Origin of the sequence: Pseudomonas sp. CFBP 8770, from assembly GCF_014841705.1 — a bacterium.
Taxonomy (GTDB): domain Bacteria; phylum Pseudomonadota; class Gammaproteobacteria; order Pseudomonadales; family Pseudomonadaceae; genus Aquipseudomonas.
In genome coordinates, this window is sequence record NZ_JACYUL010000009.1 from 60,188 (window position 1) to 85,074 (window position 24,887).

The 24,887-nt window shown below is 62.7% G+C and carries 20 protein-coding genes; 11 read left to right on the forward strand and 9 right to left on the reverse strand.

Features of this window, described 5'->3' with window-relative positions; genetic code table 11:
- Window positions 1–111: 111 nt before the first annotated feature.
- Entirely contained in the window at window positions 112–918 is an 807-nt protein-coding gene (tcdA, locus tag IFT98_RS19015; protein ID WP_192051094.1) for a tRNA cyclic N6-threonylcarbamoyladenosine(37) synthase TcdA, read from the forward strand.
- A 56-nt stretch (window positions 919–974) separates the two neighbouring features.
- Here the strand turns inward: tcdA and IFT98_RS19020 are convergent, their stop codons facing one another.
- From IFT98_RS19020 to IFT98_RS19045, 6 genes are read right to left on the reverse strand one after another with little or no spacing between them, the layout of a single operon-like run.
- Entirely contained in the window at window positions 975–1,376 is a 402-nt protein-coding gene (locus IFT98_RS19020) for a SufE family protein (RefSeq protein WP_192063058.1), read from the reverse strand.
- The gene (locus IFT98_RS19025) at window positions 1,373–2,578 is read right to left on the reverse strand and encodes an aminotransferase class V-fold PLP-dependent enzyme (protein ID WP_192051096.1); all 1,206 of its coding nucleotides are present in this window, start codon (window positions 2,576–2,578) and stop codon (window positions 1,373–1,375) included. Before IFT98_RS19025 ends, IFT98_RS19020 begins: the two co-directional genes overlap by 4 nt.
- Window positions 2,579–2,633: 55 nt before the next feature.
- Window positions 2,634–3,668: a 2,3,4,5-tetrahydropyridine-2,6-dicarboxylate N-succinyltransferase gene (gene dapD / locus IFT98_RS19030; protein WP_192051098.1), complete on the reverse strand. Its 1,035-nt coding sequence runs from the start codon at window positions 3,666–3,668 to the stop codon at window positions 2,634–2,636.
- Between the two features lie 35 nt (window positions 3,669–3,703).
- Entirely contained in the window at window positions 3,704–4,051 is a 348-nt protein-coding gene (locus IFT98_RS19035; RefSeq protein WP_192051100.1) for an ArsC family reductase, read from the reverse strand.
- A gap of 56 nt (window positions 4,052–4,107) precedes the next feature.
- The gene (locus IFT98_RS19040; RefSeq protein WP_192051101.1) at window positions 4,108–5,448 is read right to left on the reverse strand and encodes an ATP-binding protein; all 1,341 of its coding nucleotides are present in this window, start codon (window positions 5,446–5,448) and stop codon (window positions 4,108–4,110) included.
- A gap of 45 nt (window positions 5,449–5,493) precedes the next feature.
- Window positions 5,494–6,195, reverse strand: coding sequence for a response regulator transcription factor (locus tag IFT98_RS19045; protein ID WP_192051103.1), 702 nt, complete (start codon window positions 6,193–6,195; stop codon window positions 5,494–5,496).
- A gap of 150 nt (window positions 6,196–6,345) precedes the next feature.
- On the opposite strand from IFT98_RS19045, the gene IFT98_RS19050 reads away from it, so the two are divergent.
- The 10 genes from IFT98_RS19050 (at window position 6,346) to IFT98_RS19095 (ending at window position 20,140) form a co-directional block, all read left to right on the forward strand.
- Window positions 6,346–7,509, forward strand: a complete 1,164-nt coding sequence (locus tag IFT98_RS19050; protein ID WP_192051105.1) for an efflux RND transporter periplasmic adaptor subunit — start codon at window positions 6,346–6,348, stop codon at window positions 7,507–7,509.
- Window positions 7,509–10,646 carry an efflux RND transporter permease subunit gene (locus IFT98_RS19055; protein WP_192051106.1) on the forward strand — a complete coding sequence of 1,046 codons (3,138 nt, stop codon included), beginning with the start codon at window positions 7,509–7,511 and terminating at the stop codon, window positions 10,644–10,646. The genes IFT98_RS19050 and IFT98_RS19055 overlap by 1 nt, the downstream gene beginning before the upstream one ends.
- A 391-nt stretch (window positions 10,647–11,037) precedes the next feature.
- Window positions 11,038–12,684, forward strand: coding sequence for a Na+/H+ antiporter (locus IFT98_RS19060; RefSeq protein ID WP_192051108.1), 1,647 nt, complete (start codon window positions 11,038–11,040; stop codon window positions 12,682–12,684).
- A 131-nt stretch (window positions 12,685–12,815) separates the two neighbouring features.
- A complete protein-coding gene (locus IFT98_RS19065) occupies window positions 12,816–13,685 on the forward strand; it encodes a LysR substrate-binding domain-containing protein (RefSeq protein WP_192051110.1) in 870 nt (289 codons plus the stop codon).
- Between the two features lie 153 nt (window positions 13,686–13,838).
- A complete protein-coding gene (locus IFT98_RS19070; protein WP_192051112.1) occupies window positions 13,839–14,915 on the forward strand; it encodes a putative 2-aminoethylphosphonate ABC transporter ATP-binding protein in 1,077 nt (358 codons plus the stop codon).
- 1 nt (window position 14,916) lies between these two features.
- Window positions 14,917–16,641 carry a putative 2-aminoethylphosphonate ABC transporter permease subunit gene (locus IFT98_RS19075; RefSeq protein ID WP_192051113.1) on the forward strand — a complete coding sequence of 575 codons (1,725 nt, stop codon included), beginning with the start codon at window positions 14,917–14,919 and terminating at the stop codon, window positions 16,639–16,641.
- A 15-nt stretch (window positions 16,642–16,656) separates the two neighbouring features.
- Entirely contained in the window at window positions 16,657–17,484 is an 828-nt protein-coding gene (gene phnX, locus IFT98_RS19080; protein ID WP_192051115.1) for a phosphonoacetaldehyde hydrolase, read from the forward strand.
- Window positions 17,485–17,540: 56 nt separating this feature from the next.
- Entirely contained in the window at window positions 17,541–18,551 is a 1,011-nt protein-coding gene (locus IFT98_RS19085) for a putative 2-aminoethylphosphonate ABC transporter substrate-binding protein (protein WP_192051117.1), read from the forward strand.
- A 12-nt stretch (window positions 18,552–18,563) separates the two neighbouring features.
- Window positions 18,564–19,703, forward strand: coding sequence for a TIGR03364 family FAD-dependent oxidoreductase (locus IFT98_RS19090; protein WP_192051119.1), 1,140 nt, complete (start codon window positions 18,564–18,566; stop codon window positions 19,701–19,703).
- A gap of 107 nt (window positions 19,704–19,810) precedes the next feature.
- Window positions 19,811–20,140: a hypothetical protein gene (locus tag IFT98_RS19095; RefSeq protein ID WP_192051121.1), complete on the forward strand. Its 330-nt coding sequence runs from the start codon at window positions 19,811–19,813 to the stop codon at window positions 20,138–20,140.
- On the opposite strand, the gene IFT98_RS19100 is transcribed toward IFT98_RS19095, so the two are convergent.
- The 3 genes from IFT98_RS19100 to IFT98_RS19110 are packed head-to-tail and all read right to left on the reverse strand — an operon-like array spanning window position 20,137 to window position 24,838.
- On the reverse strand, window positions 20,137–20,895 hold the full coding sequence (locus tag IFT98_RS19100) for a M12 family metallopeptidase (RefSeq protein ID WP_244651024.1): 759 nt from the start codon (window positions 20,893–20,895) through the stop codon (window positions 20,137–20,139). The two genes, IFT98_RS19095 and IFT98_RS19100, sit on opposite strands and share 4 nt — an antisense overlap.
- A gap of 42 nt (window positions 20,896–20,937) precedes the next feature.
- Window positions 20,938–22,134, reverse strand: a complete 1,197-nt coding sequence (gene dapC / locus IFT98_RS19105; protein ID WP_192051123.1) for a succinyldiaminopimelate transaminase — start codon at window positions 22,132–22,134, stop codon at window positions 20,938–20,940.
- A gap of 1 nt (window position 22,135) precedes the next feature.
- Complete coding sequence (locus tag IFT98_RS19110; protein WP_192051124.1) at window positions 22,136–24,838, reverse strand: [protein-PII] uridylyltransferase; 2,703 nt, start codon at window positions 24,836–24,838, stop codon at window positions 22,136–22,138.
- Between the last annotated feature and the right edge of the window lie 49 nt (window positions 24,839–24,887).

The following is a 24,887-nucleotide window of genomic DNA, read 5'->3' on the forward strand; positions in this document are numbered from 1 at the left end:
AAAGGGCGGCGCGGTGTATCAGGCGAACCGCGGTGCGTCCTTCGCGGCCGATGACCGCTCCTACATTGGCGGTGGTGTATACTGCGCGCCGGTTTTTTGAGGTGCCGTGTGATGAGTACAGAAGATCCGCGTTTCGCCGGCATTGCCCGCCTGTATGGCCTGGAGGGCATGCAGCGCCTGCGTGATGCGCACGTGGCCATCGTCGGTGTGGGTGGCGTCGGCTCGTGGGCGGCGGAAGCGATCGCCCGCACCGGGGTCGGGGAGATCTCGCTGTTCGATCTGGACGACGTCTGCGTCAGCAATGCCAACCGGCAGTTGCATGCGCTGGACAGCACCGTGGGCAAGCCCAAGGTCGAGGTGATGGCCGAGCGGCTGCGCGGCATCAATCCCGATTGCACGGTGCACGCGGTGGCGGATTTCGTCACTCGCGACACCATGGCCGAATACATCACGCCAAACATCGACTGCGTGATCGACTGCATCGACAGCGTGAATGCCAAGGCCGCGCTGATCGCTTGGTGCAAGCGACGCAAGATCCAGATCATCACCACCGGGGGCGCCGGCGGACAGATCGATCCGACCTTGATCCAGGTCTGCGACCTGAACCGGACGTTCAACGATCCACTGGCCTCCAAGGTGCGCTCGACCTTGCGTCGCGACTATGGGTTTTCACGCACGGTCACGCGCCACTACAGCGTGCCCTGCGTGTTCTCTACCGAACAGCTGCGGTACCCCAAGCCCGATGGCAGCATTTGCCTGCAGAAGAGTTTCGTCGGTGACGGTGTGAAGCTGGACTGCGCTGGAGGGTTCGGGGCGGTGATGATGGTGACGGCGACCTTTGGCATGGTGGCGGCGACCAAGGCGGTCGACAAGATCGTGGCTGGGGTGCGGCGTCCGGCGGATAGGGTCAAGGCGTGAATCGGTTTGNGGGAGCGGTCAGCGGCCGCGAACAAATCCCCACCCGACCCGCTGGTTCACGCCAGTTCGCTCATCCGCTTCAACACCGCATTGAGCCCATTGCTGCGCGAGGGCGACAGCTGCCGCCCCAGGCCCAGTTGTTCGAACCAATCGCCCAGGTTCAGCTCGCGCAGCGCCTGCGAATCCAGCCCCTCGACCCGCACCAGCAGCAGCGCCAGCAAGCCACGAATCATCCGTGCATCACTGGCGGCCTTGAAGTGCCAGCGTTCGCCCTGTTGCTCAGCCACCAACCACACCACGCTTTCGCACCCATGCACACGATTGGCGTCCACTTTCTGCCCATCGCCAAGCGGTTCCAGACGCTCGCCCCACTGCATCAACAAACGCGCACGCTGCTCCCAACCGGCGGCCTGCTTGAACGCCTGAAGTGCGTCTTCAGCCTGTGGGTTGAGGGTCATGTCAGTATCTCCAACGCCTTGTCCAGTGCCTCGAAAAACCGTTGCAGGTCGCCTGAGTCGTTGTACAGACCCAAGGACACACGAATGGCGCCAGACAACCCAAGGTGCTTCATCAAAGGCATGGCGCAGTGATGCCCGGCGCGCACGGCGATGCCTTGATCGGTCAGCAGGTGCGCCAGATCCGCGTTGTGTACGCCTTCAACGACGAAGCTGGCCAGCGCGATCTGCGGCGTGCCGAGCAAGCGCACACCGCTGCGCGCCTGCAGACCAGCCAGCAATTGCGCATGCAGGCACGCTTCGTGTGCGGCCACGGCCTGGGCGTCCAGACCGCTGAGGTAGTCGAGGGTCGCGCCCAGTCCGATCACACCGGCGATGGCCGGGGTGCCTGCTTCATGGCCCAGGGGTGCAGGGTGGAAACTCGCACTTTGGTAATCGGCGTGATGCACCATTTCGCCGCCGAACTGCCAGTGCGCCAGCTTCTGCAAGGCCTCGCGCCGGCCATACAGCACGCCGACGCCGTCCGGGCCATACAGCTTGTGGCTGGAGAACACATAGAAATCGCACTGCAGGCGCTCGACATCATGGCGTCCATGGACGACGCCCTGGGCGCCATCCACCACCGTGATCGCGCCTTGCGCACGCGCCAGCGCCAGCAGTTCCGGCAGCGGTTGCCACGCGCCGAAGACGTTGGACAGTTGGGTCACTGCCAGCAGCCGGGTACGTGGGCCGATGATCTGCGCAGCCGCTTGCAGGTCGACCACGCCACTGGCATCCAGCGGCAGCACCCGCAATGGCAGGCCACGACGTTTGGCCAGCTGTTGCCAGGGCAGCAGGTTGGCATGGTGTTCGGCGGCGCTGATCACCAGTTCGTCGCCGGGCTGCAGTTGCTCGGCCAGGCCATAGGCGAGCAGATTCAGCGCACTGGTCGCGCCGTGGGTAAAAATGATCTGCTCGGCAGCGCTTGCATTCAGCCACCGTGCGACCTTCTCGCGGCTGGCTTCGAACGCACGGGTAGCCAATGACCCCGGCAGGTGCTGGGCGCGATGTACGTTGGCCGCGCCGTGGCCATAGTAGTGGCCGATGGCGTCGATCACGGCTTGCGGTTTCTGCGCAGTTGCAGCGCTGTCCAGGTAGATCTGCTGCTGCTGGTGCAAGGCGGCGATGGCTGGAAAGTCAGAGCGCCAGGGGGAGGCATGGAGCATGGTCGAAGACCCCAGGCAAAAGGCCCGGCAGGGATGCCGGGCCCGATATCGCCACTTAGTTGTGAGCGTGCAGCGCTTCGTTGAGTTCGATGGCCGACTTGTGGCTCTTGCACTCCACGGCACCGGTGACCGAATTGCGACGGAACAGCAGGTCGGGCTGACCGGCCAGGTCCCGTGCCTTCAAAGTCTTGACCAGCTGGTTCTGTTCATCGAGCAGCGCCACCTTGGTGCCGGCCGTGATGTACAGACCGGCTTCGACGGTGTTGCGGTCGCCCAATGGAATGCCGATACCGGCATTGGCGCCGATCAGGCAGCCTTCGCCCACCTTGATGACGATGTTGCCGCCACCGGACAGGGTGCCCATGGTCGAGCAGCCGCCGCCCAGGTCCGAGCCCTTGCCGACGAACACGCCCGCCGAGACACGGCCTTCGATCATGCCTGGGCCTTGGGTGCCGGCGTTGAAGTTGACGAAGCCCTCGTGCATGACGGTGGTGCCTTCGCCGATGTAGGCGCCCAGGCGTACGCGCGCGCTGTCGGCGATACGCACACCGGCCGGCACCACGTAGTCGGTCATCTTGGGGAACTTGTCCACCGAGAACACTTCCAGCAGTTCGCCCTTCAGGCGTGCTTCCAGCTGACGCTCACCCAGTTCGGCCAGGTCGACCGCGCCCTGGCTGGTCCAGGCGACATTGGGCAGCAGCGGGAAGATGCCGGCCAGGTTCAGGCTGTGTGGCTGTGCCAGGCGATGGGACAGCAGATGCAGCTTCAGGTACGCCTCGGGCGTGGAGGTCAACGCGGCGTCTTCGGCCAGCAGGGTCGCGACCAGTGGCTTGTGGCTCTCGGCCAGGCGGGTCAACAGGGCGGCCTGGGCCGGGTCGACGTGCTTGAGCGCCTCGGCCAGCTGCGAGGCCTGGGTGTTGCTGAAGGCGACGGCCTGGTTGCCGCCGGTGTAACCCAGCAGCGGAGCGATGGCATCGACCAGTGCGGTGGACGGGTTGGTCAACGGCTGTGCATAGAACACTTCCAGCCAGGTGCCTTGACGGTTTTGCGTGCCGACACCGAAGGCCAGGCTGAACAGGGAATTGGACATGGAATTACCTCGTGCAGAATAAGTGCGGGCCCGCGTCAGGCAAGGGCCGCTGCGTAGATATCAGGCTTGAAGCCGATCACGGTCTTGTCGCCAAGCTGCAACACCGGGCGCTTGATCATCGACGGCTGGGCGAGCATCAGCTCGATGGCCTTGGCCTGGTCGATGTCGGCCTTCTGTTCGTCGCCAAGCTTGCGGAAGGTGGTACCGGCCTTGTTCAGCAGCACCTGCCAACCGTGCTCGTCGCACCAGCGGGCCAGGCACTCGCGGTCGATACCGGCGCTCTTGTAGTCATGAAAGGCGTACGCCACCTGATGCTCGTCGAGCCAGGTGCGGGCCTTTTTCATGGTGTCGCAGGCTTTGATGCCGTAGAGAATATGAGCCATTGATCTAGGAGGGGCTACGAATGCGCCCCACTGCCTCCCGAAAACGAATCGGGGAATTATGCGGCATCGACTGTGACAGCGCCATGCTTGCGTGGCGAGGTATGGGGCAGATGAATATCGAAGCGGCTGCCGCCCAATGGCGATACGTCGACAGTAACCTCGCCGCCCTGGCATTGAATGGCGCGCCGACTGATCGCCAAGCCAAGCCCGAAGCCCCCCGTGGCACGGTCGCGACTGCGGTCCATGCGATAGAAAGGTTCGAAGATTCGCGCTCGTTCACTGGCCGGGATGCCTATGCCGTCGTCTTCGATGCGGATCACCAGGCCGCGGTCTTGGCTGGTCATCGCCGACACCCGCACCTGATGCTGGCAGTAGCGCAAGGCATTGCCGACAAGGTTCTGCAGGGCACGGGCGGTCAGCCTGGGATCGAACACGAACGGATCCGCGGCCAGCGCGGTATCGACGAGCAGATCCACGCCGCGCCGCTCCTGCTCTTCGATGAATCCGATCAACACGCTGTCCAGAAACGCCGCGGTATGCACGGCCTCCAGGTTGGCGCGCTCGTAAGGTGACCGCAAGCGGGTATACGACAACAGCTCGCCGACCAAGGCGTCGAGCTCTCTCACGTGACCGATCATTTGGTCGAGCCTGACGCGCGTGGAGGGCGCCAACTCATCCGAGCGAATCAGCGCCATGCCGAACTCGAGCCTGGACAGCGGCGTGCGCAGCTCATGGGAAACCGCGTTGAGCAGGTCCTGCTGCTGGGTGAGAAGCGCTTCTATGTCCTGGGCCATCTTGTCAAAGACCTGCGCAAGCTCGCCGATGTTGGAGTGTTGCGATATCTGCGTTCTTGCCCCAAGGTCGCCTTGGCCCAGGCGTATTGCGGTGAGCTTGAGGCGCTGCAGATCGCGCCAGTGCGGGCGCACCCATATCAGCAGGCAACCCAGCAGCGCCGCGCCGATGAGAATGTTCATCAGCCAGTACATCGCATTGATATCCACCGGCGGGTCCGGCCAGATGACCTCGACCGCCACGCGCCGGGACAGCGGCGTCAGCGCGGTGCCCAGTTCGCCATAGAAGCCCATCCGCACTGCGTTGCGTCCAAGGGTCAGGTCAGTCACCTCTTTGGCACTCAGGCGAGGATCGTCAGTGCTGATCAGGTGCAGTTCCAACGGAGCGAAATCCGCCTGAAGCGCCTGTTCGACGTCAGCCCAGGCCGTCTCCGGAACAGCGAGGAAACGCTGCTGAATGAGCTTCAATGGCCCCCTGGCTTCTTCCATGTTGTAGGTGAAATTACGCTCGTCGAACAGTTTCAGCACCGCTTCGGGAACGATGTAGAGCGCAAGCCCGTAGGTCACGAGCAAGATCAGGTAAAGGCGGGTCAGCATCTTGAACATGGTCGATCGAACTCGAAGGGTGAGAAAAACGCAGGGTCTGCAGAGTTACTCGTCCCACTCGCGTCGACTCAGCATGTAGCCCTTGCCCCATACCGTTTTGATGCGCTGGGGGTCGCTTGGGTTTTCTTCGAACTTGCGGCGCAACTTCGAGATGGCTACGTCGACCGACCGGTCGATGCCATTGAACTCGATGCCCCGCAGCTCATGGATCAACTGTTCGCGGCTCAAGACTTCACCGGTGTGCCGAGCCAGGACAACCAGCAGGTTGTACTCCCCGGAAGACAGATCGACCCGTTGCGAGCGCCATTGAACCTGGCGCTCCGCCAGGTCCAGGGTCAGTTGCCCCAGCACGATCAGCCTGGCTTCGTTGGCGTGTTCGGCATGGGCGCTGCGCCGCAACAACGTGCGAATCCGCGCAAGCAACACGCGCGGCTCGCACGGCTTGGCGACATAGTCGTCGGCGCCCGTTTCCAATCCCAGGATCTGGTCGTCGCTGTTGTGACGGGCGGTCAACATGATGATCGGCAGTTCAGCGTTGTCCTGACGGATCAGGCGGCAGACCTGCAGCCCATCGATGCCTGGAATCATCAGGTCCAGTACGACCAGATCAGGCGCGTGCCGGCGCATGGCGGCCAGAACGTGGTCGCCGCGATGAACGACGCTGACGTCGTAGTCGGATCGTTGCAGATAACTCGCGATCAGCTCGGCCAGCGCTTCGTCGTCCTCCACCAGCAGGATTCTAGTCATGTCGATTCAGCCAGCTTGGAAAGCGATAGCATAACCAACGAAGACGTCGGCAGTGCGGTGGCTTGACACTCCTTAACAACTTCCAACACTTCTTTACAAGTGTCGAGGGCAAGTGCCGCTAGCATGGGCGACCTTTCAGGGAACCCCATCATGTCTTCGCCATTTCGTCCTGCTTGCTGTCGCCTGTTGTCATGCCTTGGTTTTCTGCTGTTGGCTGCGTGTGGCGAGCCTGCGGCGCCTGAACAGGCACCGCCGCCCGCAGTGACCGTCGAATCGGTAAAGCCCGAAGCGCTGACGCTCACCACCGAACTGAACGGGCGTCTGGTTTCCCCGCGCACGGCCGAAGTTCGTGCCAGGGTCGCAGGCATCGTCCTCAAGCGTGTCTACCGCGAGGGCAGCGACGTGAAGCAGGGCGACGTGCTGTTTCTCATCGACCCGGAGCCTCTGCAAGCCGAAGTCGAGAGTGCGCAAGCCGGTGTGAAAAAAGCCGAGGCCAATCTCTACCAGACCCGCTTGCAAACCGAGCGCTACCAAGAGCTGGTGAAGATAAACGCAGTGAGCCGCCAGGAGGCGGAAAACGCCCGTGCGGGCTTTCTGCAGTCTGAAGCCGACGTTGCTTCAGCACGTGCGACGTTGAAGAGGGCCCGCTTGAATCTGGGCTATGCCACGGTGACCGCGCCCATCCACGGACGTATCGGCAAGGCGTTGGTCACCGAAGGGGCACTGGTGGGGCAGGGCGATACCACCGCACTCGCCACGATTCAGCAGCTTGAACCCATTTATGCCGACATCAACCAGTCAACGCGGCAGATCAGCCAGTTGCGTAAGGCACTGCAGGGTGGACGGCTGCAGGCGTTAGCGAAGCCCCAGATAAGCGCCACCCTGATCCAGGAGGACGGCACGCCTTACCCACTCAAGGGCGTGCTGCTGTTCTCGGATCTGGCGGTCGATCAAAGCACTGGGCAGATCACCTTGCGCAGCGAGTTTCCCAATCCACAGAAATTGCTGTTGCCGGGCAGCTTCATCCGCGTCCAACTGGATCAGGCCCATGATGCGGACGGCATCACCGTGCCTCAGCGCGCCGTGCAGCGTGATGCGGCGGGCAAGGCGATCGTGCTGATCGTCGATGCCCAAGGCAAGGTCCAAGAGCGCGAGATCGAGGTCAATGGCGTCAAAGACCATCGCTGGATCGTGCAGAACGGGTTGAGCGCCGGCGAGCGGGTTGTCATCGAGGGCTTGCAGCATGTTCAACCCGGCATGGCGGTGACTGTGCAGGACGTGGGCAATGGGACCGATTCCGGGGAACAACGCTGATGGCTCCGTTCTTCATCGACCGTCCGGTGTTCGCCTGGGTCATTGCGCTGTTCATCGTGCTGGCCGGCCTGTTGGCCATCCCCAACCTGCCGGTGGCGCAGTACCCCAGTGTGGCTCCGCCGCAGATCGAGCTGACGGCGACCTACCCGGGCGCGTCGGCGCAGACCATCGACGAAACCGTGGTCAGTCTGATCGAGCAAGAGCTCAATGGGGTCAATCACCTGCTGTATTTCAGCTCCAGTAGTAGCCAGGGTACGGCGACCTTGACCATCACCTTCCAGCCGGGCACCGACCCTGAGCTGGCGAAGGTCGATGTGCAGAACCGTTTGAAGGTGGTAGAACCGCGCTTGCCCCGCGCCGTGACGCAACAGGGCCTGCAGATCGAAGAAACTTCCGCGGGCTTTCTGATGATCGCCACGTTGAGCTCGATCGACGGGCGTCTGGACGAGATTGCCTTGAGCGACTATCTGGCGCGTAACGTGGTCAACGAGATCAAGCGTCTGGATGGGGTAGGCAAGGCTCAACTGTTCGGCTCCGAGCGTGCCATGCGCATCTGGGTGGATCCGCAGAAGCTGGTGGCCTTCCAGCTGACCCCGGCCGATGTCAGCCAGGCCATCGCCGAGCAGAACGTGCAGGTGTCGGCCGGCAGCATCGGTGACCTGCCCAGCTCGACCAATCAGGAGCTGACGGCCACGGTCATGGTCAAGGGGCAGCTGAGCACGCCGGATGAATTCGCCTCCATCGTGCTCAAGGCAAGCCCGAATGGCGCCAACGTGACCGTGGGTGATGTTGCACGGGTGGAAGTCGGTGGCCAGAGCTACAACTTCGGCACACGCCTGGATGGCAATGCGTCCGTGGCCGTAGGGGTGCAGCTGGCCCCTGCTGGCAACGCCATGAGCACCGCCACTCAGGTGCGTGCCAAGCTCGACGAACTGTCGAAGTTCTTCCCGGCCGGGGTTAAGTACGACATTCCGTACGACACCTCACCCTTCGTCAAAGTCTCGATCACCAAAGTCATCCACACCTTGCTTGAAGCCATGGCACTGGTCTTCGTGGTGATGTTCGTGTTCCTGCAGAACATCCGCTACACGCTGATTCCTGCCCTGGTCGTACCTGTGGCGCTGATGGGTACCTTTGCGGTGATGTTTTTGCTCGGCTTTTCCATCAACGTGCTGACCCTGTTCGGCATGGTGCTGGCCATCGGTATTCTGGTGGACGATGCCATCGTGGTGGTGGAAAACGTCGAACGTTTGATGGTGCAGGAGGGCTTGTCGCCCAGGGATGCCACCCGCAAGGCCATGACCGAGATCAGCAGCGCTATCATCGGCATAACACTGGTGCTGACGGCCGTGTTCATTCCCATGGCGTTCATGCCGGGATCGGTCGGCGTGATCTATCAGCAATTCTCGATCTCGATGGCAGTGGCCATCATCTTCTCGGCGTTCCTGGCCCTGAGCCTCACGCCGGCGTTGTGCGCCACGCTGCTCAACCCCATCGCCGAGGGTGCCCACCACGAGAAGAAGGGATTCTTCGGCTGGTTCAACCGCAGGTTCGAACGTGCCAGCGAGCGCTACGAGGGCTGGGTGCGCGGCGCGGTGCGCCGAGTGGGCCGATACATGCTGGTGTTCGTGATGCTGGTCGGCATCCTGGTCTTGCTGTTCAACCGCTTGCCCTCATCTTTCCTGCCCGTCGAGGATCAGGGCTACACCATCACTGACATACAGCTGCCACCGGGTGCCAGCCAGAACCGGACCATTGCCGTGGCCAAACAGATCGAGGCGCACAATGCCCAGGAGCCCGGTGTCGCCAACACCGTGATGATTCTGGGTTTCAGTTTTTCCGGCAGCGGGCAGAACGCGGCGTTGGCGTTCACCACCCTCAAGGACTGGTCGCAGCGTTCCGCCGAAGACTCCGCGCAAGCGATTGCCGATCGCGCCAGCGCGGTGTTTTCCGGCTTGAAGGACGCCATCGCGTTCAGCCTGCTGCCGCCTCCGGTGGAAGGGCTGGGCACCTCCGGCGGTTTTGAAGTGCGCTTGCAAGACCGGGGTGCGCAAGGCTATGCCGCGCTTCAGCAGGCGCGCGATGAGCTGCTGGGCAAGGCCACGTCCAGCCCGTTGCTGCAAAGCGTACGCGAGGCTTCCCTGGCGGAAACGCCGCAGATCGACATCGAGATCGATCGTGTGCAAGCCAACGCAATGGGCATCTCCTTTGCCGATATTGCCAGCGTATTGTCCACATCCCTGGGCTCGGCCTACGTCAACGATTTTCCCAACCAGGGGCGCATGCAGCAGGTCATTGTGCAGAGCGAGGGCGAGCGCCGTCAGCAGATCGAAGACGTGCTGCGACTTGAAGTGAAAAACAGCCAGGGCCGAATGGTGCCCGTGTCGGCGTTCGCCACGGCGAACTGGACTCGGGGGCCGGCACAACTCAACCGTTACAACGGCTACCCTTCGGTGAGTCTGTCGGGCGAGCCTTCGGCCGGGCACAGCACCGGCCAGGCGATGGAAGAAATGGAACGGCTGGCCGCAAATTTGCCGAAGGGTTTCGCCCTGGAGTGGACGGGCCTGTCACTTCAGGAACGGATCTCCGGAGGGCAGGCGCCGTTGCTTTTGGGCCTTTCGATGATCGTGGTGTTCCTGTGTCTGGCGGCGCTGTACGAAAGCTGGGCGATCCCTGCCGCTGTGCTGCTGGTCGTGCCGCTGGGTATCATCGGCGCCGTGCTGGCGGTGACCCTGCGCGGCATGCCGAACGATGTCTTCTTCAAGGTCGGGTTGATCACCATCATTGGCCTTTCAGCGAAGAACGCGATCCTGATCATCGAGTTTGCCAAGCACCTACACAAGCAAGGCATGGGCCGCGTCGAGGCGGCGATCCGCGCCGCGCGTCTGCGCCTGCGACCGATCATCATGACCTCGCTGGCGTTCATTCTGGGCGTCGTGCCGCTGGTGTTCGCGACGGGGGCCAGTTCTGCCAGCCAGCAGGCCATTGGTACAGGGGTGATAGGGGGCATGCTCACCGCTACCCTGGCGATCATTTTCGTACCGGTGTTTTTCGTTCTGGTGATGGGGCTGGTGGAGCGCATCCAAGGTCGTTCAGCCGCATGCCGCGTTGCAGACGGCGCCTGGGAGCCCAAATGAGCCCCCGGCTTCGAACCTAGCCAACCAACTTCAAAGGGATCGGCCCCTGAAGGCGATCGAGCATGGTATCGGAGTACCAGTCATGGAACTGGCAAACGCCGGTTTCAGCCGTTTCGGGGCAGGCGGTTGCGCGGTATACGACTGCGCACTGCGGGTCAGCCACCTTGGCTGCTTGATCCTGACGGGTGTATCCAGTCTACGGGCAAGCCCATGGCGCAAGAATCTACATTTTCGCCGGGCTTAGGATGATCCAGGGTTATCGGCGCCGGGCTGCCCGACGAAGGTTGCCGACCCGCTCCACGCACGAGTCGTGTTGTGTCATGTCATGCGCCGATCGTGCGTAAGCCGTTACCATGACCACTGTCTGTCGATTCAAAGGAAATCCTGTCCCATGCAAACCGCCTACACCGTGCTGATCCTGCTCATGCTGGTCGGCGTTTCGCGGTTGGTCGCCCGCGTCATTCCCTTGCCATTGCCCCTGCTGCAGATCGCCGCCGGGGCGATTCTCGCCTGGCCGACCCTGGGCCTGCACGTGGCGCTGGAGCCCGAGCTGTTCCTGTTTCTGTTCCTGCCGCCGCTGCTGTTCTCCGATGGTTGGCGCATTCCCAAGCGTGACTTGTGGCATTACCGCGGCCCCGTGCTGATGCTGGCCGTGGGGCTGGTGCTGTTCACGGTGCTGGGCGCGGGGTACTTCATTCATTGGCTGCTGCCCGATATCCCCCTGCCGGTGGCCTTTGCCCTGGCCGCGGTGCTGTCGCCGACCGATGCGGTGGCAGTGTCGGCGATCGCCCAGGACCGTTTGCCGACGCCCCTGATGCGTATCCTGCAAGGCGAGGCATTGATGAACGATGCATCGGGCCTGGTGACCTTCAAGTTCGCCCTGGCAGCAGCGATCACCGGGGTATTCTCCCTGGCCGATGCCAGCGTGACGTTCGTTCTGGTCGCGGTCGGTGGCCTGGCATTGGGCGTGCTGCTCAGCTGGGTGGTAGGGCGCCTGCGCGTGTGGATGATCGCTCGTGGCTGGGACGATCCAGCCACGCACGTGGTGTTCATGCTGCTGCTGCCGTTCGCCGCCTATGTGCTGGCCGAGCGCCTGGGAGCCTCGGGGATCCTCAGCGCAGTGGCCGCCGGCATGATGCAGAGCTGGCTCGACTTGCTGCCCCGGCAGACGCGCACGCGCATTCTCAACCGCAGCGTCTGGGCCTTGCTGGAGTTCGCCTTCAACGGTTTGATCTTCCTCCTGCTGGGTCTGCAGTTGCCGGACATCGTCAAGGCGGTGATCAGCCATGAACCCACGCTGTGGCCAGCCTTGTCGTGGCGCTGCCTGGAAGTGCTGGCGATCTTCGGCATCCTGCTGTTGCTGCGCTTCGTCTGGGTCCAGAGCACCTGGCGGGCGATATCGTGGGTACGTCGCCTGCGCGGCAAGACCACCATCACCCGCCTGCCCGACGCACGCTCCTGCGCCTTGCTGACCCTGGGCGGCGTGCGTGGCGCGGTGACCTTGGCCGGCGTCATGTCGGTGCCCTTGCTGATGGCGCCCGGCCAGGCCTTTCCACAGCGCGACCTGCTGATCTTCATCGCCGCCGGTGTCATCCTGCTCTCGCTGGTAGTGGCTTGCATCGCTTTGCCGCTGTTGCTGCGCGGGATCGCCGCCAGCGATGACCAGAGTGCTCGCCAGGAAGTGCGCGATGCCTGGCGCTACACCGCCGAATCGGCCATCCGTTCGCTGGAAGAGGAGGACCAGGCGCAGAAGGCCACCGAACAGGATGCCAGCCAGGCTGTACTGGCAACCGAGCTCAAGGCGCGCATCATGTCCGAATACCGGCAGCAGTTGGCGGTGTTCGAAGACTCCGCCGAAGCCCAGGCGCTGGCCCGGCAGATGGACCAACTGGAACGCCATCTACGCATCAAGGCCCTGCGTGCGCAGCGCCTGGCGCTGTATGAAATGCGCCGGCAACGCAAGATCGGTGACGACGCCGTGCGCGAAGTGCTGGCCGAACTGGACATGAACGAGGCGAATCTGGGCCATGGGCGCTGAGCGATGGCCGCAGAGTCGGGCCGCCGCTACGGTGTAATCTGGAAGCCCGGGCCTGGCCATCGACAGAACCCGGCGCCATGTCACCCTGCGGACAACCCAATCTCGCTGTATTGCAAGGAACCCGGCCACTCATGCTCAGTGCAGAACTCAAGGCTTTCTACACCGTTGCGCTTCTAGGCAGTGTCACTCAGGCCGCCAAGAAGCTTGGCTTGAGCCAACCGACCGTCACCACGCAGATTCGGCAACTGGAAAGTCGCTACGCGGTGGAATTGTTCTATCGGGGAGGGCGTCGTTTGACCGTCAGCGACGAGGGCGCTCGACTGTTGCCGAAGGTCAAGGCGCTGTTGCAGCACGAGGCAGATATCGAGTTTCATTTGCGAAACTGCGGCCAGGCCCTTGGCGCTTTGAGGATCGGAGCGACGGCGCCTTACTATATCCTCGATCTCATCAGGTCATTTCGCGAGCGGCTGCCACACATCGATGTGTCGGTGCAGATCGGCAACTCCCAGGACGTACTCGAGGCGCTCGAAGACTACCGGGTCGACCTGGCGGCCTCCTCGCAATGGCTCGACGACCCTCGCTTGATGCACCTGGTGCTGGGCACCGATCCTTTGGTACTGGCCGTCCACAAGCAGCACCCGCTGGCCGTGCATGAATGTGTACCGCCCAGCTCGCTGGCGGGGCAATGCCTGTTGATGCGCGAACATGGCTCGACCACCAGAACCTTGACCGAGCAGTTTTTGAACAGCCATCAGGTTCGTCCAGGCATCGAGCTGGAAATCGGCAGCCGGGAATCCATCCGCGAAGCCGTTCTGCGCAATATTGGCGTGAGCCTGATCGCGCGCCAGGAAGTGCCCGTCAACCCGGACCTGCGGATCATTGCGATAGAAGGCGCGCCGCAGATCGCCGAGTATCTGTATTGCCTCAAGGACCGCAGGCAGGCCCGTTTGCCTGCGGCTTTTCTCGACGTCGCTCGCGACAGCGTCGCGCGTCAGATGTAGCCGTCCTGGAGACTGGGCAAATTCACCAATAGGACTATCGTCAGCTTTTGGCTATCTGCCACATCGTCGTCGCAATAACGCCCTAGCATTGCCTCATCGACACGCATGCCGCACTCCACAGGCGGCGCGTGCTCCACTTGATGAGGTGCCGCCATGCTCCGTTCCAGCCCCACTGATGAAGCCTGTCCAGGCGTGCCGATACGGATTGCCGGCCTGCGCAAGAACTTCGGCGCGTTCAAGGCGCTGGACGACGTATCGCTGGAGATCTCGCCAGGCGAACTGGTGTGCCTGCTCGGCCCGTCGGGGTGCGGCAAGACCACGTTGTTGCGGTGCATCGCAGGGCTGGAACAGCAGAATCGCGGGACCATCTACATGGGGTCCAGGGATGTTTCCAACCTGCCGCCTCAGGCCAGGGACTATGGCATCGTGTTTCAGTCGTACGCGTTGTTCCCCAATCTCACCGTCGAGCAAAACATCGGCTACGGCCTCGCCGGCAGCGCGCGCGATATCGTTCGTCCGCGGGTCGCCGCCATGCTCGAGCTGGTAGGGCTGACCGGCAGCGAGAAAAAGTATCCGGGCCAGCTTTCCGGCGGCCAGCAGCAGCGCGTCGCACTGGCGCGTGCGCTGGCCCCCGCGCCGTCGTTGCTGTTGCTGGATGAACCGATGTCTGCGCTCGACGCCCAAGTGCGCGAACACCTGTGCACCGAGCTGCGCACGCTGCAGCAGCGGCTTGGCATTACCACCCTGATGGTTACGCACAATCAGGAAGAAGCCATGCTGATGGCTGATCGGATTGCGGTGATGAACCAGGGGCGCATCGAGCAGTACGCCAGCCCGCAATCGATCTATGAAAGCCCCGAGACGCCGTTTGTGGCCAACTTCGTGGGGCAGGGCAACTGGCTGGCTTTCGAAGGCAATGGCAATGGTCATGCGCAAGTCGGCGCACTGCAATTGCGACTGGCCGATGCCGTCGCGCCCCGCTGCGTCGGGCGCTTGTTCTGCCGTCCCGAGTCGATCTGCGTGAACCCCCGGCACTCGGAGGAAAATCTGTTCGCGGCGCAGATGCAGGACGTGACCTTCCTCGGCAATCGATGCCGGATGAGCTTCGAATTCGACGAACTGCCGGGCCAATCACTGACCGCCGAAATCAGCGCGCGTCAGCTGCCACCTTCGGGCACTCGGCATATTCAGGTGGCACTGCCGCCACACAGCCTGCAGGTGTTTGCCTGAGATGCTTACCGCCAAGCTGTCAGTGAGCGGCAAAGGTCATGCAAGCCGAGTTCAGTGCGCCGACCTGGGCGACCGGGTGTTCGTCGTCGGTGGCAAAGTGCTGTTCTTGCTGCTCCTGGTGATAGCGCTGCTCTTGCCGTTGCTGGCGATCTTCTGGCGCGGGTTCAGCGACGATGCAGGGCAGGGTGGTGGGCTGATCGCAGCCCGAGAACTGCTGGGCAGCGACAATTTTCACTGGTTGCTGGGTAACAGCCTGCGCGTTTCGGTCAGCGTTGCACTCATCGTGGTCCCCCTGGCCTACCTGTTCGCCTACGCGCTGCAACGCACCCTGATTCCTGCCAAGGGCCTGTGGCGCGGAATATCCCTGCTGCCTCTGCTGGCGCCTTCGATGCTGCCCGCCATCGCGCTGATCTACCTGTTCGGTAACCAGGGGCTGCTGCGCGGCCTGTTCACCGACAACATCTACGGGTTCTGGGGCATCGTCATCGGCGAGGTGATCTACACGTTCCCGCACGCCCTGATGATCCTGCTCTCAGCGCTCTCGATGAGCGACGCACGCCTGTTCGACGCGGCTTCGAGCATGGGTGCCAGCCCCTGGCGGTCATTCCACAGCATCACCTGGCCCGCGACGCGGCAAGCAGTGTTCGCCGCGTTCTGCCTGGTGTTCACCCTCACCATCACTGATTTCGGTGTGCCCGTGATCGTCGGCGGGGACTATCAGGTCTTGGCCATCGAAGCCTACAAGGCGGTGGTCGGTCAGCAACAGTTCGGCCGTGGGGCGCTGATCGGCATGGTGCTACTGGTGCCGGCGCTGATCAGCTTTTCAATGGATGCCTGGTTGCGCCGCCGCCAACGTTCGTCCATGAGTGGCCGGGCGCAGGTACTCACGCCCCAGCCGTCGCGAGGGCGGGACGCCTGCTACCTGTTGATCGTGGTGCTCATCTGCGGCTGCCTGCTGGCGGTGCTGGGCATGGCGGTGTTTTCTTCCCTGGTGAAGTTCTGGCCCTACAACCTTTCGTTGTCGCTCAAGCACTACCTGTTCAGCGAAACCGCAGGCGGGGGATGGCTGGCCTATCGCAACAGCCTGGTACTGGCAAGCTGCACCGCAGTGGTGGGGAGCGCACTGATTTTCACCGGTGCCTATCTGATGGAGAAAACCCATGGGCAACCCGCCCTCAACCTGGCCCTGCGCATACTCACCTTCATACCCATGGCCGTGCCGGGCCTGGTACTGGGCCTGGGCTATGTCTTCTTCTTCAACCTGCCTGACAATCCGTTGCACAGCCTCTATGGAAGCATGGCGCTGCTGGTGATCTGCACCATCGCTCACTACCTGACCACCGCGCACATGACGGCAACTACCGCTCTGCGCCAACTGGACAGTGAATTCGAGGCGGCCGCACGGTCCCTCAAGGCTCCCCTGTATCGGCACTACCTGCGCGTCACACTGCCGATTTGCCTGCCCGCGCTGCTGGACATCATTCGCTACTTGTTCGTCTCGGCAATGACCACCGTTTCCGCGGCCATCTTTCTCTACTCGCCAGACAGCATTCTCGCGGCGGTGGCCGTACTGAACATGGACGACGCAGGCAATGTCGGCGCCGCCGCCGCCATGTCGACACTGATCCTGTTCACTTCGGCTGCCGTTTCCCTTCTGCTCGCCTGGGTTTCACGCGGCTTGCTGCGACGTTCACAAGCCTGGCGCCAGAGCACGCCTACCTGCTGATTTTCGGAGAACACCATGCACTATCAAGCCCCTGCCAGACTGCAAGCGGCCATTCTCGACTGGGCCGGCACCGTCGTCGATTTCGGCTCTTTCGCGCCCACCCGAATCTTTGTGGAAGCCTTCGCCACGTTCGATATCGAACTGAGCCTGGATGAAGCTCGCGGCCCCATGGGCATGGGCAAGTGGGACCACATTCGCAGCCTGTGCGACCAGCCGCAGATCGCGGCGCGCTTCGAGCAACGTTTTGCCAGGCAACCGAGCGATGCCGACGTCACGGCCATCTACGAACGCTTCATGCCGCTGCAGATTGCCAATGTCGGCAAGCACAGCGCGCTCATCCCCGGTGCGCTGTCGGCCATCGAGCACATGCGTCAGGCCGGACTCAAGATCGGCACCACCTCGGGATACCCTCGGCAGGTCATGGACCACGTGGTGGCGCTGGCCGCAGTGGCTGGCTATCAGCCCGATCACGTGGTGGCCGCCGATGACCTGCCAACCGGCCGCCCCGGCCCCGCCCAGGCGTTGGCCAATGTCATCGCGCTGGGCATCGGTGACGTCGCCGCCTGCGTGAAGGTCGACGACACCTTACCGGGTATTCTCGAAGGCCGCAGCGCAGGGATGTGGACGGTCGGGCTGCGCTTTTCCGGCAATTTCCTCGGCCTGGATCACCTGGCTTTCCAGGCGCTCACGCCCTCCGAACTCGATCGGCAGAGGCTGCGCATCGATGCCCTGTTCGCCCCGGTACGCCCCGATTACCTGGCCGACACCATCGCCGATCTGCCAGCGCTCATCGATCAAATCAATGCTCGCATGGCCCGCGGCGAAACCCCCGGCAGCCATTGAACGGACGTGTATCGGCCAACCCACACCGCCTTGTCCCCATCACTCAGGATCAAACCATGTTCAAGCCCCTTGCCCTCGCTGCAGTGTTCGCAGGCTTCAGCCTTCACGCCAGTGCCGCCACCGAGCTCACCGTGTACACCGCACTGGAAGCCGAGCAGCTGCAGACCTATGAAAAAGCGTTCGAGAAAGCCAACCCGGATATCGACATCAAATGGGTGAGGGATTCGACCGGCATCATCACGGCCAAACTGCTGGCCGAAAAAGCTCGCCCGCAAGCCGACGCAGTGTGGGGTCTGGCCGCCTCGAGCCTGGCAATACTCGATCAGCAAGGCATGCTCGAAGCCTACGCCCCCAAGGATCTGCCCAAGATCGGCGCCAAGTACCGCGACCCGGCCAATCCGCCGGCCTGGGTTGGCATGGATGTCTGGGCCGCCACCATCTGCTTCAACACCATCGAAGCCGAGAAGCAGAACCTGCCGCGCCCGCTGAGCTGGCAGGATCTGACCAACCCGGTCTATCGCGGCAAGATCGTGATGCCCAACCCGGCCTCGTCCGGTACGGGCTTTCTGGACGTCAGCGCCTGGCTGCAAACCTTTGGCGAGGCACAAGGCTGGACCTACATGGACGCGTTGCACCAGAACATCGGGCAGTACGTCCATTCCGGTTCGAAGCCCTGCAAGATGGCCGCAGCGGGTGAGTTCCCTATCGGCATTTCATTCGAATACCCGGCGGTACAGCTCAAGCGTCAGGGTGCACCATTGGACATCATCCTGCCAAAGGAAGGCCTTGGCTGGGAGATCGAAGCGACTGCCGTGATCAAGGGCACCGCTCATCCCGAGGCCGCCAAGCGCCTGGCTGATTTCTCCGCCAGTGCGGCCGGCATGGAACTGTACAAGCAAAACTTCGCAGTGCTGGCCCAGGAAGGCCTGGCCAAGCCTCCCACTGAGCTGCCTGCCGACTACGAGCAGCGCCTGATCAAGAATGACTTCGCCTGGGCCTCGAAAGAGCGCGACAACATTCTGGCCGAATGGCGCAAACGCTATGACGGCAAATCGGCCAAGCCGTAGGGAGTGTGTCGAATGAATCGGTTTGAAAATGATTTGCTGGTGGTGGGTGCGGGTATTCTCGGGCTTTCCCACGCCTATGCGGCGGCCAGGCGTGGCCTGAAAGTGCGGGTGTTCGAGCGTTCGGCGAGCCCGATCGGCGCGTCGGTACGCAACTTCGGTCAAGCCCTGGTGACCGGTCAGCCACCGGGCATCATGCTCGACCTGGCCAAAGCCAGCCGCGGTATCTGGGCCAACTGGAGCGCCCAGGCGGGCTTCGAGCTCAAGCGCAACGGCTCGCTGTTGTTCGCCCGAACCGAAGCGGAGGAAAACCTGCTGGAAGCATTCAGTACCGAACGTGCCAAGCAGCATGACTACCGGGTCGAGCTGTTGCGCGGCAAGCCGCTGGCCGACTTGTACGGCGGGCAATTCAGCCATCATCGCGCGGCCTTGCACGGCGTCGATGACCAGCAGCTCTATTCGCGCGAAGCCATACCCAAGGTGATTGACTATCTACAGCGCGAACTGGGCGTGGCGTTTCACTTCTCGACATTGGTCAACGGCGTCGAACCCGGCAAGCTGCAGAGCACTGCTGGCAGCTTCCGCGGCCAACAGGTGGTGGTGTGCTCCGGCCACGACTACCTGACCCTGCTCGCCGAACCCATGGCTGCGCTCAAGCCCCAGGTGTGCCGTCTACAGATGCTCCGCGCTCGGCCCGCGTCGAACCTGAACCTGCAGCACTCGGTACTTACCGGTCTGAGTTGCGTTCACTACGGGGCTTTCGCCGATCTGCCCGAAGCGGCTGCCATCCGCCACGAAATCGAGCGCGACTGTCCGCACCTTGAAGCACACGGCATTCACTTGCTGATCAGTCCTACACCCTACGGTGACCTGATCATCGGCGATTCCCATGAGTACGGTGCGGACGCCTCGCCGTTCAATGCCGAACAGGTCGACCAATGGATGCTCGAGCTGGCACAGGACACACTGGGCTGCAACATTCAGGTAATAGAGCGCTGGCAAGGTGTCTATGGCGCCAAGGGGCCTCATCCGTTTTCCCGCTTGAACATCGCGCCAGGCTTGAGTGCGACGCTGATGCACAGCGGGGTAGGCATGAGCGTTGGACCAGCCCTGGGTGAACAGGCGGTGGCCGACATGTTTGGGGAGTCCGCCTGATGGGCCGCAGCCGGCCGGCACGCTATCAATGCGCTTTCAGGGATTGAACACACGGCCTGTTCTGTGTACTGTATATGCATACAGTAACTCATGTGAGGTCACGTCCCATGCGCCGATTATCCAAACTGTGGACTGCCGTTGGTAGCGCTGTACCCGTGGTCGTTGGCTCGGCGCTGGGCGGGCTGGGCCTGGTTGACCTCAATACCCTGCTGGCTATCGCGCTCGTACCGCAGGTCGTGTTTCTCGTAATCGGCGAGTGGCCCGATTTCCAGCGGACCCGCTACCAGCAGGCATGGGCGCAAGAGGAGTTCGCGCATCTACCGCGTTATACGGTGCGCCCTGTAGTGCGTCGACATCGGCTCATGCGCAGCGAGGCCATGAATGAAGCGCTGGCCGAGTTCGACATCAACGAAGCCAGCCTTGGCCATGCCCGCTAGGCCATGACCTTGGGGTAGGTGCGCCGGGCAAACCTTCGGTCGCAGCGGCTCAAGGTATGATTGATGCCTACTTCCCAGTCGCCCACCGTCTGCTCCTGCAGCACCGAGTAATGCATGATCGATGCGCGGTCATAGGCAGTGCCCTTGGCCAGTGCCTTGTCGGTCTTGTCCAGCAGGTTGATGTCCACGGTCTCTTGATCGACACCCTTGGCGGCGAAGTACGCATACAGCTTGGGGATGTCCCAAGGGGTGTTTGCCTTGGGGTGCTGGTGCTCGTGCAGCAGCCCCAGCACGTGGCCGAACTCATGCAGCACGGTACGCCCGAACAGCGGATCGTCCGGTTTGACCCCCAGGGCCATGGTTGCGTCCATCGGGCTGGCCAGCAGCGCATCGGTGCCGACCTGACTGTAGTTGTCATCGCCGTCGGTATAGATGCGGATGTCGGCAAACATGCCGTCAACGAAATCGAATTTCAGGTTGGCCGAGCGCAGCCACTGTCGCGCCACTTTCTCGATGGCTGCCTTGTGCTCGGTGGGAGTGTCGTTGAAGAAACCAATAGTCAGCGTACGGCCGGGTGCCCAGAATTTCGAGAACTGGCCCAGGGCACGCCTGGAGCGTCCGTTCGCCCATAGACTGGGCGCATTGGTCGGGCGTTCGGCCAGGGCTACGCGGCGTGATGCCTCGAAGTCCAGTACAGGCAGGGTCTTGCAGAACAGTGGGTCGCACATCATCGATGACTCCTTGAAAAGAGCCATCGATGATGTCGTTCAAGCGCCGTGCAATAGCGTAGCTATGTGTTATCGACGCTCGAGAAAGCTCCGGATGCGCTGGGCGGCTTCGACACACTCGCTCAGCGGCGCAACCAGCGCCATGCGCACGCGTCCGGCGCCTGGGTTGAGCCCATCGACGTCGCGCGACAGATAGGAGCCCGGTACGACCGTGACGTGTTCCTGCTCGAACAGTTCGCGGCAGAACTGCGCGTCGTCCATGGGCACCTTGGCCCACAGGTAGAAGCTGCCGTCGGGACGCTTGACGTCCATCACCGGCGCGAGGATATCCAGCACGGCATCGAATTTTTCCCGGTACAGGTCACGGTTTGCCAGTACGTGGGCCTCGTCTTTCCAGGCGGCGATGCTGGCCAGCTGGGTTTGCACGGGCATCGCACAGCCATGATAGGTGCGGTACAGCAGGAAGGCCTTGAGGATGTCGGCGTCGCCCGCCACGAAGCCCGAGCGCAAGCCCGGCAGGTTGGAGCGCTTGGACAGGCTGTGGAACACCACGCAACGCTTGAAATCGCTGCGCCCCAGCTCGGCACAGGCGGTCAGCAGGCCGGGCGGTGGCGCGTCTTCGTCGAAGTACAGCTCGCTGTAGCACTCGTCGGCAGCGATCACGAAGTCATGCGCGTCGGCCAGGGCGATGAGTTTCTTCAAGATCGGCATCGGTACCAAGGCACCGGTAGGATTGCCGGGCGAGCACAGGAACAGGATCTGGCAGCGCTGCCAGACCTCGGCCGGTACCGCGTCGAAATCCGGGTTGAAGCCGTTCTGGTCCAGGCAGGGCAGGTAGTGCGGGGTGGTACCGGCGAGCAGCGCGGCGCCTTCGTAGATCTGGTAGAACGGATTGGGGCTGACCACCAGCCCGCCGACGTCACGCTGTGCAACGGTTTGGGTGAAGGCGAACAGCGCCTCGCGGGTGCCGTTGACCGGCAATACGTGGCGCGCCGGATCGAGCCAGCCCGCCGGGACCTGGAAGCGTCGTTCGCACCACGCGGCGATGGCTTCGCGCAGTGCCGCAATGCCTTGGGTGGTCGGGTACACCGCCATCTGGTCGAGGTTGTCGGCCAGGGCTTGCTTCACGAACGCCGGCGAGGCGTGCTTGGGTTCGCCGATGGAGAGAGCGATCGGACGTTTGTCCGCAGCGGCCGCGACGCCCGCCAGCAAGGCGCGCAGTTTCTCGAAAGGGTAGGGCTGCAGCTGGTTCAACGCGTGGTTCATATCAAATGCTCAAACGGGACAGCTCGACGCCGGGCGCCTGGCTGACACTGAGTTGGTCGATGATGGTGGCCTGCAGCCGACTGCACAGTTGTGGGTCGGACAGGGGCAGATTGTTCGCATCGGTAATGAAGAACACGTCTTCCACGCGTTCGCCCAGCGTGGAAACCTTGGCGTTCTGCAACGACAGGTCGAATTCCAGGAAGATCTTGCCGATGCGTGCCAGCAGGCCGGGCCTGTCGGGCGCGCTCAACTCCAGAATGGTCACCGGACGCTGGGCATCGTTCTGGATGGTGACCTGCGGGGGGAACGCGAAATGCTTGAGCTGGCGCGGTACGCGGCGATGAATGATGTTGGGGTAGTCATCGGGGTTGCGCAGCGCGTCGCTGAGGCCCTGGCGAATCTGCGCGATACGGCGCGGGTCGTTGCCGATCGAGCCGCCGTCGTTGTCCAGCACGATGTAGGTATCGAGCGTGAACTGGCTGCTGGAGGTAATGATTCGGGCGTCGTGGATGTTCAGGTTGAGCTGGTCCATGGCCGCCACCGTCACCGCGAAGAAATCATGCTGGTCGGGCGCATAGATGAAGATCTGCGTGCCGCCCTCGAATTCGCGCTGGGTGGTTTCCTTGATCAGCACCAGCGGGTCGCCATTGGCGGGCTGCTGCAGGATGGCATCGGTATGCCAGGCCACGTCGCCGGCGTTGTGGCGCAGAAAATAGTCGTCGCCCAGCTGGGACCAGAGCTGTTCGATGTCGTCCTGATCGGTGCCACCGCGTACCAGTATCTCCAGTGCCGCGCTTTGCGTGCGACGGATCTGCTCCTCACGGTCCAGCGGGTTTTCCAGGCCACGACGCAGTGCGCGCTTGGTCTCGGTGTACAGCTGGCGCAGCAGACTTGCACGCCACGAGTTCCACAGGCTGGGATTGGTCGCGTTGATGTCGGCCACGGTAAGCACGTAGAGGTAGTCCAGGTGCACCTCGTCGCCTACCTGCTGGGCGAAGTCATGGATGACCTGCGGATCGGACAGGTCCTTGCGCTGCGCGGTGGTCGACATCACCAGATGGTTCTGCACCAGCCAGACGATCAGGCGGCTGTCCCAGGCGGGCAACTGGTGGCGCTGGCAGAACTGCGCGGCATCCACTGCGCCGAGCTCGGAATGGTCGCCGTTGCGGCCTTTGCCGATGTCATGGTAAAGCCCGGCGAGGTAGATCAACTCCGGCTTGGGCAGGCGCTCCATGACCTTGCTGGCCAGTGGGAATTTCTCCGAAACCTGGGTGTACTGCAGCTTGCGCAGGTGCTTGATCAGGTTGAGCGTGTGCGCATCGACCGTATAGATGTGGAACAGGTCGTGTTGCATCTGGCCGATGATATCGCCGAACTCGGGCAGGTAGCGGCCCAGGATGCCGTAGCGATTCATGCGGCGCAGGTTGCGGTGAATGCCGACTTCGCACTTGAACAGCTCGATGAACAGGCTGGTGTTGCGAATATCGTTGCGGAAGGTGTCGTCGATCAGGTGGCGATGCTCGCGCAGCAGGCGGATGGTGTCCGCGCGCACGCCCTTGATCTCCGGGTTCTGCGCCATCAGCACGAAGATTTCCAGCATGGCGAACGGGGTGCGCTTGAACACCTGGGTGTGAGTGGCCTCGATGTAGCCATCGTGCAGCTGGAAGCGCGAATTGATCGGCACCGTTGAGCCGGCTTCGGGGTCGCCGAGAATCACTTCCTCGAAATGCTGGATGATCAGGTCGCTGAGTTCGGCGATGCTCATCACCACGCGGTAGTACTTCTGCATGAACCGCTCGATGGCCAGTTTCGCATCACTGTCCTTGTAGCCCAGCAAGCCGGCGATGGAGCGTTGGTGATCGAACAGCAGGCGATCTTCCGCACGCCCGGCAAGCATGTGCAGGGCGTAGCGCACCTTCCAGAGGAATTCCTGGGAAGACGCCAGCAGGTTGTTCTCGCTCTCCACCAGGAAGCCTTCCCCAGCCAGCGCATGCAGGTTCAGCGTGCCGAACTGGCGGCGCGCCACCCACAGCAGGGTCTGGATATCGCGCAGGCCACCGGGAGAGCCCTTGACGTTGGGTTCCAGGTTGTACTCGGTGTCGTTGTACTTGTGGTGGCGAGCGCTCTGCTCGGCGCGCTTGGCCAGGAAGAACTCGCGGCTGGGCCACATCCGCTCGGTGCTGGTGACCTCAAGCATGCGCTTGCGCAGCCGTTCCGGTCCGGCGATGGTGCGGCTCTCCATCAGGTTGGTGATGACCGTGATGTCGGCGCGCGCCTGCTCGGCGCATTCATCTATGGAGCGCACGCTCTGGCCCACTTCCAGGCCGATGTCCCACAGCAGCGTGAGAAAGCGCTCGATCGAGTCGCGAAAGATCTCGTAGTCGGCGCTCTCGAGCAGGATCATCAGGTCGATGTCGGAGTAGGGGTGCAGCTCGCCGCGGCCGTAGCCGCCCACGGCGACCAGGGCGATGTCGGCATCCTCGTCCCAGTCGAACTGGCTCCACGCCCGCTCCAGGATGTTGTCGACGAACCAGGCACGGTCTTCGATCAGCCGGCGAATGTCACGGCCGTTGCGAAAACGCTCGTCGAGCACATCGTGAGCCTGGCGAATCGCCTTCTTGAAGGCTGCGATAGGGCTGGCCTTGAGCGCCAGTTCGGCCTGGAACTGGCCGCGATCGAACAACTCCGGATCCACCTGCGGCATGTCGTATTCCTGAAGAGATTAGTGGCCTGAACGGGTTGCCCGCACGCGT

What these genes read in the sequence shown, in the direction of transcription:
- IFT98_RS19090 (WP_192051119.1), top strand. Translation starts at nt 18,564, where the DNA reads ATGAATCGGTTTGAAAATGATTTGCTGGTGGTGGGTGCGGGTATTCTC.
- IFT98_RS19055 (WP_192051106.1), top strand. Translation starts at nt 7,509, where the DNA reads ATGGCTCCGTTCTTCATCGACCGTCCGGTGTTCGCCTGGGTCATTGCG.
- IFT98_RS19050 (WP_192051105.1), top strand. Translation starts at nt 6,346, where the DNA reads ATGTCTTCGCCATTTCGTCCTGCTTGCTGTCGCCTGTTGTCATGCCTT.
- IFT98_RS19060 (WP_192051108.1), top strand. Translation starts at nt 11,038, where the DNA reads ATGCAAACCGCCTACACCGTGCTGATCCTGCTCATGCTGGTCGGCGTT.
- IFT98_RS19075 (WP_192051113.1), top strand. Translation starts at nt 14,917, where the DNA reads ATGCTTACCGCCAAGCTGTCAGTGAGCGGCAAAGGTCATGCAAGCCGA.
- IFT98_RS19110 (WP_192051124.1), bottom strand. Translation starts at nt 24,838, where the DNA reads ATGCCGCAGGTGGATCCGGAGTTGTTCGATCGCGGCCAGTTCCAGGCC.
- IFT98_RS19040 (WP_192051101.1), bottom strand. Translation starts at nt 5,448, where the DNA reads ATGTTCAAGATGCTGACCCGCCTTTACCTGATCTTGCTCGTGACCTAC.
- IFT98_RS19045 (WP_192051103.1), bottom strand. Translation starts at nt 6,195, where the DNA reads ATGACTAGAATCCTGCTGGTGGAGGACGACGAAGCGCTGGCCGAGCTG.
- IFT98_RS19085 (WP_192051117.1), top strand. Translation starts at nt 17,541, where the DNA reads ATGTTCAAGCCCCTTGCCCTCGCTGCAGTGTTCGCAGGCTTCAGCCTT.
- IFT98_RS19035 (WP_192051100.1), bottom strand. Translation starts at nt 4,051, where the DNA reads ATGGCTCATATTCTCTACGGCATCAAAGCCTGCGACACCATGAAAAAG.
- IFT98_RS19020 (WP_192063058.1), bottom strand. Translation starts at nt 1,376, where the DNA reads ATGACCCTCAACCCACAGGCTGAAGACGCACTTCAGGCGTTCAAGCAG.
- IFT98_RS19070 (WP_192051112.1), top strand. Translation starts at nt 13,839, where the DNA reads ATGCTCCGTTCCAGCCCCACTGATGAAGCCTGTCCAGGCGTGCCGATA.
- dapC (WP_192051123.1), bottom strand. Translation starts at nt 22,134, where the DNA reads ATGAACCACGCGTTGAACCAGCTGCAGCCCTACCCTTTCGAGAAACTG.
- IFT98_RS19065 (WP_192051110.1), top strand. Translation starts at nt 12,816, where the DNA reads ATGCTCAGTGCAGAACTCAAGGCTTTCTACACCGTTGCGCTTCTAGGC.
- IFT98_RS19025 (WP_192051096.1), bottom strand. Translation starts at nt 2,578, where the DNA reads ATGCTCCATGCCTCCCCCTGGCGCTCTGACTTTCCAGCCATCGCCGCC.
- phnX (WP_192051115.1), top strand. Translation starts at nt 16,657, where the DNA reads ATGCACTATCAAGCCCCTGCCAGACTGCAAGCGGCCATTCTCGACTGG.
- dapD (WP_192051098.1), bottom strand. Translation starts at nt 3,668, where the DNA reads ATGTCCAATTCCCTGTTCAGCCTGGCCTTCGGTGTCGGCACGCAAAAC.
- tcdA (WP_192051094.1), top strand. Translation starts at nt 112, where the DNA reads ATGAGTACAGAAGATCCGCGTTTCGCCGGCATTGCCCGCCTGTATGGC.
- IFT98_RS19095 (WP_192051121.1), top strand. Translation starts at nt 19,811, where the DNA reads ATGCGCCGATTATCCAAACTGTGGACTGCCGTTGGTAGCGCTGTACCC.
- IFT98_RS19100 (WP_244651024.1), bottom strand. Translation starts at nt 20,895, where the DNA reads ATGGCTCTTTTCAAGGAGTCATCGATGATGTGCGACCCACTGTTCTGC.